The organism is Pseudomonas sp. MF6776 (assembly GCF_016613125.1).
Taxonomy (GTDB): Bacteria; Pseudomonadota; Gammaproteobacteria; order Pseudomonadales; family Pseudomonadaceae; genus Aquipseudomonas; species Aquipseudomonas iridis.
Window position 1 is genome coordinate 168,697 of the sequence record NZ_JAENSQ010000006.1, and the last position, 12,926, is coordinate 181,622.

Sequence of the window (12,926 nt, forward strand, 5' to 3'; positions counted from 1 at the left end):
GAGCCCGATCATGTCTCGTTCCGAAACCCTGTTTGCCAATGCCCAGAAACACATTCCCGGTGGCGTGAACTCACCGGTTCGCGCGTTCAAGAGCGTGGGTGGCACGCCGCTGTTCTTCAAACACGCCGAAGGCGCCTACGTCACTGACGAAGACGACAAGCGTTATGTCGATTACGTTGGCTCGTGGGGCCCGATGATTCTTGGCCACAGCCACCCGGACGTGCTGGACGCGGTGCGCAATCAACTGCAGCACGGCTTGTCGTATGGTGCGCCGACCTCGATGGAAACCGAGATGGCCGACCTGGTCTGCTCGCTGGTGCCGTCGATGGACATGGTGCGCATGGTCAGCTCCGGCACCGAAGCGACCATGAGTGCCATCCGCTTGGCTCGTGGTTTCACCGGCCGCGACAGCATCATCAAATTCGAAGGCTGCTACCACGGTCACTCCGACAGCCTGCTGGTCAAGGCCGGTTCCGGCGCACTGACCCAAGGCGTTCCGAGCTCGGCAGGTGTACCGGCCGCGTTCGCCAAACACACGCTGACCCTGCCGTTCAACGACATCGACGCCGTGGAAAAAATGCTCGCCGAAGTCGGTGAAGAAGTCGCCTGCATCATCGTTGAGCCAGTGGCCGGCAACATGAACTGCGTACCGCCAGCGCCGGGCTTCCTCGAAGGTCTGCGCTCGCTGTGCGACAAGCATGGCGTTGTGCTGATTTTCGACGAAGTGATGACCGGTTTCCGCGTGGCCCTCGGTGGGGCGCAGGCTTACTACGGCGTGAAACCAGACCTGACCACCTTCGGCAAAATCATCGGTGGCGGCATGCCGGTCGGCTGTTTCGGCGGCAAGCGCGAAATAATGGAACGCATCGCGCCACTGGGCCCGGTGTATCAGGCCGGTACGCTGTCGGGTAACCCGCTGGCCATGGCTGCCGGTTTGACCACTCTGCGCTTGATCAGCCGTCCGGGTTTCCACGACGAACTGACCGATTACACCACGCGCCTGCTCGACGGCCTGCAACAACGCGCTGACGCAGCGGGTATTCCGTTCGTGACCACTCAGGCCGGCGGCATGTTCGGCCTGTACTTCAGCGGTGCCGACGACATCGTCACCTTTGAAGACGTGATGGCCAGTGACGCTGCCTTGTTCGGTCGCTTCTTCCACCTGATGCTGGAAGGCGGCGTGTACCTAGCGCCGAGTGCATTCGAAGCCGGTTTCACTTCTATCGCCCACGGCGAAGCCGAGTTGAAGTTGACTCTGGATGCAGCCGAGCGCGCCTTCGCCAAACTGAAATAATCGCCGAACCGCTGACGTTGGCCATTGCCAGCGTCAGCTTTCACCTACACCCGAGCTGTTTTTCCGACGCCTCTGCTAAATATCCGCCTGAAGTGGGCGATATATTCCCCGCGCAGCAGAAAAACGAGTAAAGACTTTGTAAGGATGGCCCTGCTTATTTCATAATGCGCGCTTATTGGATCCCTCGATGGGTCCGCGTGCCCTTCAGAGGTAAGTCGATTCCCATGAACCGCACCGGCCGCACCCTTGCCTTGGGCTGCCTGTTGCTCCTTCAGCCCCTGCTCGCGCATGCACAAGCAGGCGGCAACTCGTTGTTGATCCCGGCGATGGGTCGTTGCACCCTCAATACTCAGCCGCAAGACGTCACGCAGGCACTGGCCGCCTGCCAAAAGGCAGCGGATGAAGGGGATGCGCAAGCGCAATACGAGTTGGGTGAGTTCTACTACGACGGCAAGAATGCGCCGCGCGACCTCAATCAAGCCCTGAGCTATTTCGAAAAAGCCTCGCTGCAAGGCCATGCCCAGGCGCAATTCAAGCTCGGCACCATGTTCTTCCACGGCGAAGGCGTGCAGGCCAACAACATTCAGGCGTACATCGTGCTGAAGATGGCCGCGGTCAACGGCGCCGAAGAGGCGCTGGACACTGCCGACGAAGTCTCTGAAAAAATGTCCCGCGAAGACCTCGAAACCGCCACACAGGTGCTCGGGCAAATTTTCCGTAAATACCTGATGGAACTGCAGAGCGCCGATGGGCGCACGCCGTTTTCGCCTCTTCCCTGATTTCTGAGCCGATCTTGCGGGCCCCATCGCGAGCAGGCTCGCTCCCACAAGTGATCTTCGGAACACTGGAGATCAAATGTGGGAGCGAGCCTGCTCGCGAATGGGGCGACGCGGTATTGAAACTTACTTCTCAGGCATCGGCATCGGAAACGGCATCACATTGCCGACCGTGCCGCGGGCTTCGCTGATTTTCGGTGTACCCAGACGCTCAACCTCGTCGATGCGCACGATCGAATGCATCGGCACAAAGCTGCGCACCACGCCTTCGAATTGCGCCTTGAGCTTTTCTTCGCTCGGATCGACGACCATCTGCGTGCGCTCGCCAAAGACGAACTCTTCCACTTCCAGGAAGCCCCACAGATCACTTTGATAGATCTGCTTGGCGTACATTTCGAACACCTGGCCCTGGTTGAGGAAAATCACCTTGTAGATTGGAGCTTCGCGTTTGGTCATGGCGGGCGGATAACATCGGGGATAAAAATGAGGGCGCGAACTATAGCATAGCCACCGGACGCACAACGGTAGGAACATGGAGACATGTTCCCTATAATGCGCGGTTCTTTGAATCACGTGACGATCCTAATCCATGGCCAAGAAGCTTTACATCGAAACCCACGGTTGCCAGATGAACGAGTACGACAGCTCGCGCATGGTCGATCTGCTGGGTGAACATCAGGCCCTGGAAGTCACTGCTCGCGCCGAAGATGCCGACGTGATTCTGCTTAACACCTGCTCGATCCGCGAACGCGCCCAGGACCGGGTGTATTCGCAACTGGGCCGCTGGCGCGAATTGAAACTGGCCAACCCGGACATGGTGATCGCCGTCGGCGGTTGCGTGGCCAGCCAGGAAGGCGCGGCGATCCGTGATCGCGCACCCTACGTCGACGTGGTGTTCGGCCCGCAGACCCTGCACCGCCTGCCGGAAATGATCGACGCCGCACGCATCACCAAATTGCCGCAAGTCGACGTCTCGTTCCCGGAAATCGAAAAATTCGACCACTTGCCCGAGCCACGCATTGACGGTCCGAGCGCTTACGTGTCGGTGATGGAAGGTTGCAGCAAGTACTGCACGTTCTGCGTGGTGCCTTATACCCGCGGTGAAGAAGTCAGCCGCCCCTTCGACGACGTGCTCGCCGAAATCATTCATCTGGCCGAAAACGGCGTACGTGAAGTCACTTTGCTGGGGCAGAACGTCAACGGCTATCGCGGCGCAACCCACGACGGTCGTCTGGCCGACCTGGCGGAATTGATCCGCGTGGTCGCCGCCGTCGATGGCATCGACCGCATTCGCTACACCACCTCGCATCCGCTGGAGTTCTCCGACAGCCTGATCCAGGCCCACGCCGAAGTACCGGAACTGGTGAAGCACCTGCACTTGCCAGTGCAATCGGGCTCCGACCGGATTCTGGCGGCGATGAAGCGCAACCACACCGCGCTGGAGTACAAATCCAAGTTGCGCAAACTGCGCGCGGCGGTGCCGGGGATTTGCATCAGCTCGGACTTCATCGTCGGCTTCCCGGGTGAAACCGAGAAAGACTTCGAACAGACCATGAAGCTGATCGAAGACGTCGGTTTCGATTTTTCCTACTCGTTCGTTTACAGCCAGCGCCCGGGCACACCGGCTGCCGATCTGGCCGATGACACGCCAGAAGCGCTCAAGAAAGAACGCCTGAACGCGCTTCAGCACCGCCTGAATCAGCAAGGTTTCGAGATCAGCCGACAAATGGTCGGCTCGACCCAGCGAATTCTGGTGACCGATTACTCGAAGAAAGACCCGGGCGAACTGCAAGGGCGCACCGAGAATAATCGTATCGTCAACTTCCGCTGCGACAATCCAACGCTGATCGGCCAGTTCGCCGATGTGCACATCGATGCGGCGCAACCGCACTCGCTGCGCGGTTCGTTGATCCAATAACGAATATCAGGAACATAGAGAATCCTGTAGGAGCTGGCTTGCCAGCGATAAGGCCATCAGCCCCGACAAATATGTCGCCTGTTGCACCGCTATCGCTGGCAAGCCAGCTCCCACAGTGGACTGCACTGTTACTGAGATTGTGTTCATTAATTTAAGAGCTTTCGCACCCAGGCCACTGGCGTTATCCTTGATTTCATCTTAATTGCCCCAGGGCGGCTAAATACGACCTTGAACGCTCCCATAGAACCACATCGTTTTATTCTCGAGCCCTTTGAGGCTCATCGCTTCGCCAATCTGTGCGGGCAATTCGACGAGCATTTGCGCTTGATCGAACAGCGCCTGAGCATCGAGATCCGCAACCGCGGAAACCAGTTCGAGCTGATCGGCGACTCCAAGCACACCACGTCTGCGGAAAATCTGATTCGCCGCCTGTACCGCGAAACCAAGGGTACGGAGTTGTCGCCAGATATGGTTCACCTGTTTCTGCAGGAATCAGCCGTCGTCGAGCTGGACAACCACGCCCCCGCGGAAGCTTCCGTCGCCCTGCGCACCAAAAAAGGCATGATTCGCCCTCGCGGCTTGAATCAGTTGCGCTACGTGAAGGAAATACTCGGTAACGACATCAACTTCGGCATAGGCCCGGCCGGTACCGGCAAGACCTATCTGGCCGTGGCCTGCGCGGTCGATGCACTGGAGCGCGAGCAGATCCGTCGCATCCTGCTGGTGCGCCCGGCGGTTGAGGCGGGTGAAAAGCTCGGTTTCCTGCCCGGCGATCTGTCGCAGAAGATCGACCCGTACCTGCGCCCGCTCTATGACGCACTCTACGAAATGCTCGGCTTCGAATATGTGGCCAAGCTGATCGAACGTCAGGTGATCGAAGTCGCACCGCTGGCCTATATGCGCGGTCGTACGCTGAACAACAGCTTCATCATTCTCGACGAAAGCCAGAACACTACCGTCGAACAGATGAAGATGTTCCTGACGCGTATCGGTTTCGGCTCCACCGCGGTTATCACGGGGGACATCACCCAGGTCGACCTGCCGAAAGGCACCAAGTCGGGCCTGCACCACGTGATCGAAGTGCTCAAAGACGTGCCGGGCATCAGCTTCACGCACTTCATGCCCAAGGACGTTGTGCGCCATCCGTTGGTTCAACGCATCGTCGAAGCCTACGAGCGCTTCGAAAATCGCGTGACTGATGAACCTGCGAAGGACACTCGCCGCGATGCTTGAGCTTGACCTGCAAATAGCGACCGAAGCGTCCGCTCCCAGTGAACCCGAGTTCCGCCAATGGTGCGAACTGGCCCTGCGCCAGCGCACCGCTGACTCGGAAATGACCATTCGTCTGGTCGACGAGGAAGAAGGCCGTGAGCTCAATCACACCTGGCGCCAGAAGGATTACGCGACCAACGTCCTGTCGTTCCCGGCTGACGTGCCCGACGAGTTTCTCGATATCCCGCTGCTCGGCGATCTGGTGATCTGCGTGGCCGTGGTTGAGCGCGAAGCCGCCGAACAAGGCAAGGAACTAAAGGCCCACTGGGCACATCTGGTCATTCACGGCTGCTTGCATCTGCTTGGTTACGACCATATAGATGACGAAGAAGCCGAGGAAATGGAAGCACTGGAACGCGAGTTGCTTGCTGAGCTGGGCTATCCCGATCCGTACGCGGACGACGAAACCGAACCATCCCCAATCGTTACAACAAAGGATTCAGAGTAATCGCTATGAGCGAAGATCGATCGAGCAACGGGCAGAAGTCATGGCTGGGTAAACTGACCCAGGCTTTTGCCCACGAGCCGAAGAACCGCCAGGAGCTTCTTGAGCTGCTGCGCGATGCACATCAGAACAAACTGCTGGACAGCGAAGCGCTGGCCATCGTCGAAGGCGCCATTCAGGTGGCTGACCTGCAAGTACGCGACATCATGGTGCCGCGTTCGCAGATGGTCAGCATCAAGGCGACCCAGACACCACGTGAATTCCTCCCGGCCGTGGTCGATTCCGCCCACTCGCGCTATCCGGTCATCGGCGAAAGCCATGACGACGTGATGGGCGTGCTGCTGGCCAAGGATCTGCTGCCGCTGATCCTCAAGGAAAACGGCGACAGCTTCAACATCAAGGACCTGCTGCGCCCGGCCACGTTCGTGCCGGAGTCCAAGCGCCTGAATGTGTTGCTGCGTGAGTTCCGCGCCAACCACAACCACATGGCCATCGTCATCGATGAGTACGGCGGCGTGGCAGGTCTGGTGACCATCGAAGACGTGCTGGAACAGATCGTCGGCGATATCGAGGACGAGCACGACGTCGAAGAAGACAGCTACATCAAGCCGCTGCCCAGCGGTGACTTCCTGATCAAGGCACTGACGCCGATCGAGAACTTCAACGAGTTCTTCGACAGCGAGTTTTCCGACGACGAGTTCGACACCGTCGGCGGCCTGGTGATGAGCGCGTTCGGGCACTTGCCAAAACGCAACGAAACCACTGAAATCGGCGCTTATCGTTTCCGCATCCTGAACGCCGACAGCCGTCGGATTCACTTGCTGCGACTGACGCCCATCGCTCGTTAAATCTAAGGACTGAAATGCGCTGGACAACCCGCCCCGGCTGGCCCGGTAACCTGCTGGCCGTGGCGGCCGGTGCAATCACCACGTTCGCTCTGGCACCCTTCGATATCTGGCCGCTGGCTTTGCTGGCGGTCGGTTTGTTCTATGCCGGCCTGCGTGAGCTAAGCCCCCGTCAGGCACTGGGCCGTGGCTGGTGCTTCGGTTTCGGCCTGTTCGGCGCCGGTACCAGTTGGATCTATTACAGCATTCATCACTTCGGCGGCGCTTCGGTGCTGCTGGCCGGATTCCTGATGCTGTTGTTTACCGCGGCGATTGCCTTTTTCTTCGCCCTGCCCGCCTGGCTCTGGGCGCGCTGGCTGCGCCGTAACGAGGCACCGCTGGCCGATGCTTCGGCATTCGCCGCGCTGTGGGTCGGCCAGGAAGCCTTTCGCGGCTGGTTCCTCACTGGCTTCCCATGGCTTTATTCCGGTTACAGCCAGCTCGACGGCCCATTGGCCGGTCTCGCGCCGGTCGGCGGGATGTGGCTGGTGTCGTTCGTTCTGGCGTTGACGGCTGCGTTGATCTACAACGCGCCGCGTCTGCTGCAAACCGGTCGCAAGGCTTTTGTTGCGGTTGGCCTGCTGTTGCTGGTCGGGCCATGGGTGGCGGGGATTGCACTCAAGGGCCACGCCTGGACCAGCCCTTCAGGCGAGCCGCTGACCGTTGCTGCCATTCAGGGTAACGTCGAACAAAGCATGAAGTGGGACCCGGCGCAGCTCAATGCGCAACTGGCGCTGTACCGCGATCTGAGTTTCCGCTCCAAACCAGTGGATCTGCTGATCTGGCCGGAAACGGCGGTGCCGGTACTCAAGGAGTCCGCCGAGGGCTACCTGAGCATGATGGGTAACTTCGCCGCCGAACGTAAATCGGCGCTGATCACCGGCGTACCGATCCGCGAAACGGTGCACCACGAAAGACGCTTCTACAATGGCATCACTGTGGTGGGCGAAGGCGATGGCACTTACCTGAAACAGAAACTGGTGCCGTTCGGTGAGTACGTGCCGTTGCAGGATGTGCTGCGCGGACTGATCGCATTCTTCGACCTGCCGATGTCGGACTTCGCCCGCGGTCCCGCCGATCAGCCGATGCTGCAGGCCAAGGGTTACCAGATCGCGCCGTTCATCTGCTACGAAGTGGTGTATCCGGAGTTCGCCGCCAGCCTGTCGGCGCGCAGCGACCTGCTGCTGACGATCAGCAACGACACGTGGTTCGGCACCTCGATCGGCCCGCTGCAACATTTGCAGATGGCGCAGATGCGCGCGCTGGAAGCCGGACGCTGGATGATCCGCGCCACCAACAATGGCGTGACCGGCCTGATCAACCCGTTCGGGCAGATCACCGAGCAGATTCCGCAGTTCGAACAAGGCATTTTGTATGGCGAAGTGGTGCCAATGCACAACCTGACGCCGTATCTGCAATGGCGTTCGTGGCCGCTGATCGTCCTGTGTCTGGGACTGTTCGGTTGGGCGTTGATGGCTAGCCGGATGTCCAAAACCCTCTAAGCAAAAAGATCGCAGCCTGCGGCAGCTCCTACATGGGATTTGCATTCCCCCTGTAGGAGCTGCCACAGGCTGCGATCTTTTGATTCTCAGCGGTAAAACAGCGAATACCCCACCTGCCCCACCGCTTCATTCAGCAACTGTCCGCTCTGCCAGATCGATTTGAACTCCGGCAGCCAGCCACCAAACGGCCGAGCGTTGTCTGTTCCCAGGAAGCCCACTGGCGCGGGCACCACTTCAAACCCTGCCGCCTGAAAACTCCACACCGATCGCGGCATGTGCCACGCCTGCGTCACCACGACTACGCGTTTGATTCCCTGCGGCAACAGCATATCGGCGCTGAATCTGGCGTTTTCCCAGGTGGTGCGGCTCTCCCCTTCCTGCCAACGCACGGTCACGCCGAAATCGTCCAGCAATGAATCGGCCATCAACTTCGCCTCGGTCGGAGGCGTACCGTAGTGCAAGCCGCCACTGGTCAAAATCGGCAGTCCCGAGGCTTTCGCCAATCGCGCCGCATAACGCTGACGCTCAAGTCCCACGCCGGTCGGTTGATCGTCGCCCCAGGCCAGATCACCCCGCTCACGCCCGGACCCCAGCACCACAATCGCATCGGCACGCTGCGCCAATGTCGCCCACTCTTCGCGGGCCAGTGGCGGCTCTCGCTCGAGGGCTTTTGCACCCCATTGCACCACCACCGGCAGGCTCATCAGCCAGAATCCGCCAAAACCGAGGGCAAAACACAATCCAGCCAGTCGCGGCCGTGAGCGGCGCAGCCACCACGCGGCCAGCAACAGCAGCAAAAGAATGCCGGGCGGCAATAGAAGTTGTTTGATGAAATAACGTAAAGGCATCGGGCATCTCCAAAGATGCCCGAAGCCTAAGTGGGTTAATACAACGCGACAACCGATAGGGTGGGATCCTGTTGAAAAAGATCCGTTTCTTGACCTGCCATGCGCTTACTTGGCCCGCAAAGCATGCACCTTGACGGTGTCTTTGCGCGGCGCCTTGTCCTTGAGCCAGATGACCTTGGCCGAATGTGTTTCATCGAGCTGCTTCACTGCCTGCGACAAACATCCGTGCGTTTCACGTTCACTGCGATCCAGATAGGCCTTGACCAGTTTGAACTCGGCGGGGCTCAAGCCACGCAATTCCAGTTCCAGGGGGCGCTCGTCGCGCAGCCGGTCTGCGGTTTTTGCAGCGTCCAGAGCAATGCCCAGACGGTCCATCAACCGCTCGTACAACTCAGGTTTCGTGACGTTTCTTTGCTGTTGCTCCACCATCCCTCACCTCATTGAAGATAAGACTCACTCCCCAGTTAGAGCTTAGCTTCGCTGCACGAACCGGCTGCACGCCGCGACCAACGGCCCTCGCCACCCATTCAGCGGGCCAAACAGCTGCAATCAGGGTTTCCCTAGGCCAAGCGCGGTCATGTATGCTACGGCGCTTCCTGTCATTCCACTTCCAGCTCGTCCGGGCCAGCCCGAATGCCGCGTTGAAGAGGATTAGGCCACCCCTATCCAGTACAAAAGTAGCCATGCACGAACAATATCAGCCCCGTGAAATCGAAGCCGCCGCCCAGTCGTTCTGGGATGAGCAAAAGTCCTTTGAAGTCAGCGAACAGCCAGGCAAGGAGACTTTCTACTGCCTGTCGATGTTCCCTTACCCCAGCGGCAAGCTACACATGGGGCACGTGCGCAACTACACCATCGGCGACGTGATCTCCCGCTACCAGCGCATGCAAGGCAAGAACGTTCTGCAACCGATGGGTTGGGATGCCTTCGGCATGCCGGCGGAAAACGCCGCGATGAAAAACAACGTAGCGCCCGCCAAGTGGACCTACGAAAACATCGCCTACATGAAAACCCAGCTGCGCAGCCTGGGCCTGGCGGTGGACTGGTCGCGTGAAGTCACCACCTGCAAACCTGATTACTACCGCTGGGAACAATGGCTGTTCACTCGCCTGTTCGAAAAAGGCGTGATCTACAAAAAAAGCGGCACCGTGAACTGGGACCCGGTCGATCAGACCGTTCTGGCCAACGAACAAGTCATCGACGGTCGCGGCTGGCGTTCCGGCGCGCTGATCGAAAAGCGCGAAATCCCGATGTACTACTTCAAGATCACCGCTTATGCGGATGAGCTGCTGGAGAGCCTCGACGAACTGACTGGCTGGCCTGAACAGGTCAAGACCATGCAGCGCAACTGGATCGGCAAATCCCGCGGTATGGAAGTGCAGTTCCCGTACAACGTCGACTCGATCGGCACAGCCGGCACCCTGAAAGTCTTCACCACCCGTCCGGACACCCTGATGGGCGCGACTTACGTGGCCGTCGCTGCCGAACACCCGCTGGCCACCCAGGCCGCGCAGAACAACCCTGAGCTGCAAGCGTTCATCGCTGAATGCAAGGGCGGCAGCGTGGCTGAAGCCGACGTCGCCACTCAAGAGAAAAAAGGCCTGCCGACCGGCCTGTTCGTCGAGCACCCGCTGACCGGTGAAAAACTCCCGGTCTGGGTCGCCAACTATGTGCTGATGCACTACGGCGACGGCGCGGTCATGGCTGTGCCAGCGCACGACGAGCGTGATTTCGAGTTCGCCCACAAGTACGACCTGCCGATCAAATCGGTAGTGCGCACCAGCTCCGGCGAGACCAACCCGGCCCCGTGGCAAGACGCCTACGGCGAGCACGGCACGCTGATCAACTCCGGCGAGTTCGATGGTCTGGATTTCGCCGGCGCGTTCGACGCGATCGAAGTAGCGCTGATCAAAAAAGAACTGGGCGCCTCGCGCACCCAGTTCCGCCTGCGCGACTGGGGCATCAGCCGCCAGCGCTACTGGGGCTGCCCTATCCCGATCATCCACTGCGACGCTTGCGGTGACGTGCCGGTACCGGAAGATCAACTGCCCGTCGTGTTGCCGGAAGACGTGGTGCCGGATGGCGCCGGTTCGCCGCTGGCGCGCATGCCTGAGTTTTACGAGTGCAGCTGCCCGAAATGTGGCCAGCCTGCCAAGCGTGAAACCGACACCATGGACACCTTCGTCGAGTCGTCGTGGTACTACGCCCGTTACGCCTCGCCGCACTTTGAAGGTGGCCTGGTCGAGAAATCCGCGGCCGACCACTGGCTGCCGGTGGATCAATACATCGGCGGTATCGAACACGCGATTCTGCACCTGCTGTACGCACGTTTCTTCCACAAGCTGATGCGTGACGAAGGCCTGGTTAGCTCCAACGAGCCATTCAAGAACCTGCTGACCCAAGGCATGGTAATCGCCGAAACTTACTACCGTCGCGAAGCCAACGGTGCCTACACCTGGTTCAACCCGGCGGACGTAGAACTGGAGCGTGACAGCAAAGCCAAGGTCATCAGCGCCAAGCTGATCGCCGACGGCCTGCCGGTGGAAATCGGCGGTACCGAGAAAATGGCCAAGTCGAAGAACAACGGCGTCGACCCACAGTCGATGATTGATCAGTTCGGCGCAGACACTTGCCGCCTGTTCATGATGTTCGCCTCGCCACCTGACATGAGCGCCGAATGGTCCGACTCCGGCGTGGAAGGCTCGCATCGCTTCCTCAAGCGCGTCTGGCGTCTCGCGCAAGCCCACGTTACCCAGGGCCTGCCGGGCAAACTCGACGTTGCCAGCCTGAACGACGAGCAAAAAGCCGTTCGCCGCTCGATCCACCTGGCCATCAAGCAGGCCAGCCACGACGTCGGCCAGAACCACAAATTCAACACCGCCATCGCTCAGGTCATGACGCTGATGAACGTGCTGGAAAAAGCCGCGCAAGGCACCGAGCAGGATCGCGCTCTGGTGCACGAAGGTCTGGAAGCCGTCACTTTGCTGCTGGCTCCGATCACGCCACACATCAGCCATGAGCTGTGGAATCAACTGGGGCACGCCGACGCCGTGATCGACGCAGGCTGGCCTGCAGTGGACGAAAGCGCACTGGTGCAGGACAGCCTGACCCTGGTTATCCAGGTCAACGGCAAGTTGCGTGGCCAGATCGAAATGCCGGCGAGCGCGACGCGCGAAGAGGTTGAAGCCGCCGCTCGCGTCAACGAAAACGTGCTGCGTTTCGTCGACGGTCTGACCATTCGCAAAGTGATCGTTGTGCCAGGAAAACTGGTCAACATCGTCGCCAGCTAAATTGGATTGGGCGTCAGGTTTGCCTGACGCACTGTAAAACCTTTCGGGCCGCCAGGTCGGCCCACATGGTTTCAAGGGGAGCAACACAATGATCAAACGCAATCTGCTGGTGATGGGCCTCGCTGTTCTGCTGAGCGCCTGCGGTTTCCAGCTGCGTGGCACTGGCAGCAACGAACTGACGATCAAGGAACTCGACCTGAGTGCCCGTAACGCCTACGGCGAGACCGTCACTCAAATGCGTCAGGTACTGGAGTCCAGCGGCGTCAAGGTTTACAGCGGTGCGCCGTACAAGCTGTACTTGGCTGACGAACAGGAAAGCCAGCGTATCCTCAGCTATGCAGGTGCCGGTCGCACGGGCGAGTATCAGCTCAGCACTGTCCTGAGCTACGACATCCGCGGTGAAAAAAACCTGTCTCTGCTCAGCGACAAGCTTGAAGTGCAGAAAGTGTTCATCCACGACGGCAACAATCTCGTCGGCTCCGATCAGGAGGCCAACGACGCCCGTCGCGATATCCGTCGCGATCTGGTTCAGCGCATGATGCTGCGTCTGCAACAGCTGACCCCGGGTCAACTGCAGCAACTGCAGCAGGCCGCCAATGACCGCGCCAAGGCAGAAGCCGATGCGCTGGAAGCGGCGCAAAAGATTGAGGCGGAAACCCCGCGTCAGTCGCCGCTCGAAATTCCGCAGCAGTAAGAA

At 59.6% G+C, this 12,926-nt stretch carries 12 protein-coding genes; 9 read left to right on the plus strand and 3 right to left on the minus strand.

Annotated features, from left to right (window positions below):
• The first annotated feature begins 10 nt into the window (after positions 1 to 10).
• Positions 11 to 1,294, plus strand: coding sequence for a glutamate-1-semialdehyde 2,1-aminomutase (gene hemL, locus JJD74_RS09305; protein WP_200613207.1), 1,284 nt, complete (start codon positions 11 to 13; stop codon positions 1,292 to 1,294).
• 224 nt (positions 1,295 to 1,518) lie between these two features.
• The gene (locus JJD74_RS09310) at positions 1,519 to 2,073 is read left to right on the plus strand and encodes a tetratricopeptide repeat protein (protein WP_042561233.1); all 555 of its coding nucleotides are present in this window, start codon (positions 1,519 to 1,521) and stop codon (positions 2,071 to 2,073) included.
• Between the two features lie 123 nt (positions 2,074 to 2,196).
• Here JJD74_RS09310 and JJD74_RS09315 read toward each other — a convergent pair whose 3' ends face one another.
• Positions 2,197 to 2,526 carry a DUF1820 family protein gene (locus JJD74_RS09315; protein WP_042561234.1) on the minus strand — a complete coding sequence of 110 codons (330 nt, stop codon included), beginning with the start codon at positions 2,524 to 2,526 and terminating at the stop codon, positions 2,197 to 2,199.
• Between the two features lie 133 nt (positions 2,527 to 2,659).
• On the opposite strand from JJD74_RS09315, the gene miaB reads away from it, so the two are divergent.
• The 5 genes from miaB (at position 2,660) to lnt (ending at position 8,091) form a co-directional block, all read left to right on the plus strand.
• A complete protein-coding gene (miaB, locus tag JJD74_RS09320) occupies positions 2,660 to 3,988 on the plus strand; it encodes a tRNA (N6-isopentenyl adenosine(37)-C2)-methylthiotransferase MiaB (protein WP_047303584.1) in 1,329 nt (442 codons plus the stop codon).
• Between the two features lie 228 nt (positions 3,989 to 4,216).
• On the plus strand, positions 4,217 to 5,221 hold the full coding sequence (locus JJD74_RS09325; RefSeq protein WP_042561236.1) for a PhoH family protein: 1,005 nt from the start codon (positions 4,217 to 4,219) through the stop codon (positions 5,219 to 5,221).
• Positions 5,214 to 5,708, plus strand: a complete 495-nt coding sequence (gene ybeY / locus JJD74_RS09330; RefSeq protein WP_200613209.1) for an rRNA maturation RNase YbeY — start codon at positions 5,214 to 5,216, stop codon at positions 5,706 to 5,708. Before JJD74_RS09325 ends, ybeY begins: the two co-directional genes overlap by 8 nt.
• 5 nt (positions 5,709 to 5,713) lie before the next feature.
• A complete protein-coding gene (locus JJD74_RS09335) occupies positions 5,714 to 6,553 on the plus strand; it encodes an HlyC/CorC family transporter (protein ID WP_024014438.1) in 840 nt (279 codons plus the stop codon).
• 14 nt (positions 6,554 to 6,567) lie between these two features.
• On the plus strand, positions 6,568 to 8,091 hold the full coding sequence (gene lnt, locus JJD74_RS09340) for an apolipoprotein N-acyltransferase (RefSeq protein WP_200613211.1): 1,524 nt from the start codon (positions 6,568 to 6,570) through the stop codon (positions 8,089 to 8,091).
• Positions 8,092 to 8,177: 86 nt separating this feature from the next.
• Here lnt and JJD74_RS09345 read toward each other — a convergent pair whose 3' ends face one another.
• Together JJD74_RS09345 and JJD74_RS09350 are read right to left on the minus strand one after the other, a co-directional pair.
• Positions 8,178 to 8,939, minus strand: a complete 762-nt coding sequence (locus JJD74_RS09345; protein ID WP_042561239.1) for a YdcF family protein — start codon at positions 8,937 to 8,939, stop codon at positions 8,178 to 8,180.
• Between the two features lie 105 nt (positions 8,940 to 9,044).
• Positions 9,045 to 9,368, minus strand: coding sequence for a hypothetical protein (locus JJD74_RS09350; RefSeq protein WP_042561240.1), 324 nt, complete (start codon positions 9,366 to 9,368; stop codon positions 9,045 to 9,047).
• 254 nt (positions 9,369 to 9,622) lie between these two features.
• Here JJD74_RS09350 and leuS point away from each other — a divergent pair, with 254 nt between their 5' ends.
• Both leuS and JJD74_RS09360 read left to right on the plus strand, forming a co-directional pair.
• The gene (leuS, locus tag JJD74_RS09355; protein ID WP_115146503.1) at positions 9,623 to 12,229 is read left to right on the plus strand and encodes a leucine--tRNA ligase; all 2,607 of its coding nucleotides are present in this window, start codon (positions 9,623 to 9,625) and stop codon (positions 12,227 to 12,229) included.
• 88 nt (positions 12,230 to 12,317) lie between these two features.
• Positions 12,318 to 12,923 carry an LPS-assembly lipoprotein LptE gene (locus tag JJD74_RS09360; RefSeq protein ID WP_042561242.1) on the plus strand — a complete coding sequence of 202 codons (606 nt, stop codon included), beginning with the start codon at positions 12,318 to 12,320 and terminating at the stop codon, positions 12,921 to 12,923.
• Positions 12,924 to 12,926: the final 3 nt, after the last annotated feature.

Coding starts and splice junctions, on each gene's coding strand:
- JJD74_RS09345 (WP_042561239.1), bottom strand. CDS start 8,939: ATGCCTTTACGTTATTTCATCAAACAACTTCTATTGCCGCCCGGCATT.
- miaB (WP_047303584.1), top strand. CDS start 2,660: ATGGCCAAGAAGCTTTACATCGAAACCCACGGTTGCCAGATGAACGAG.
- JJD74_RS09335 (WP_024014438.1), top strand. CDS start 5,714: ATGAGCGAAGATCGATCGAGCAACGGGCAGAAGTCATGGCTGGGTAAA.
- JJD74_RS09310 (WP_042561233.1), top strand. CDS start 1,519: ATGAACCGCACCGGCCGCACCCTTGCCTTGGGCTGCCTGTTGCTCCTT.
- ybeY (WP_200613209.1), top strand. CDS start 5,214: ATGCTTGAGCTTGACCTGCAAATAGCGACCGAAGCGTCCGCTCCCAGT.
- JJD74_RS09360 (WP_042561242.1), top strand. CDS start 12,318: ATGATCAAACGCAATCTGCTGGTGATGGGCCTCGCTGTTCTGCTGAGC.
- JJD74_RS09350 (WP_042561240.1), bottom strand. CDS start 9,368: ATGGTGGAGCAACAGCAAAGAAACGTCACGAAACCTGAGTTGTACGAG.
- JJD74_RS09315 (WP_042561234.1), bottom strand. CDS start 2,526: ATGACCAAACGCGAAGCTCCAATCTACAAGGTGATTTTCCTCAACCAG.
- lnt (WP_200613211.1), top strand. CDS start 6,568: ATGCGCTGGACAACCCGCCCCGGCTGGCCCGGTAACCTGCTGGCCGTG.
- leuS (WP_115146503.1), top strand. CDS start 9,623: ATGCACGAACAATATCAGCCCCGTGAAATCGAAGCCGCCGCCCAGTCG.
- hemL (WP_200613207.1), top strand. CDS start 11: ATGTCTCGTTCCGAAACCCTGTTTGCCAATGCCCAGAAACACATTCCC.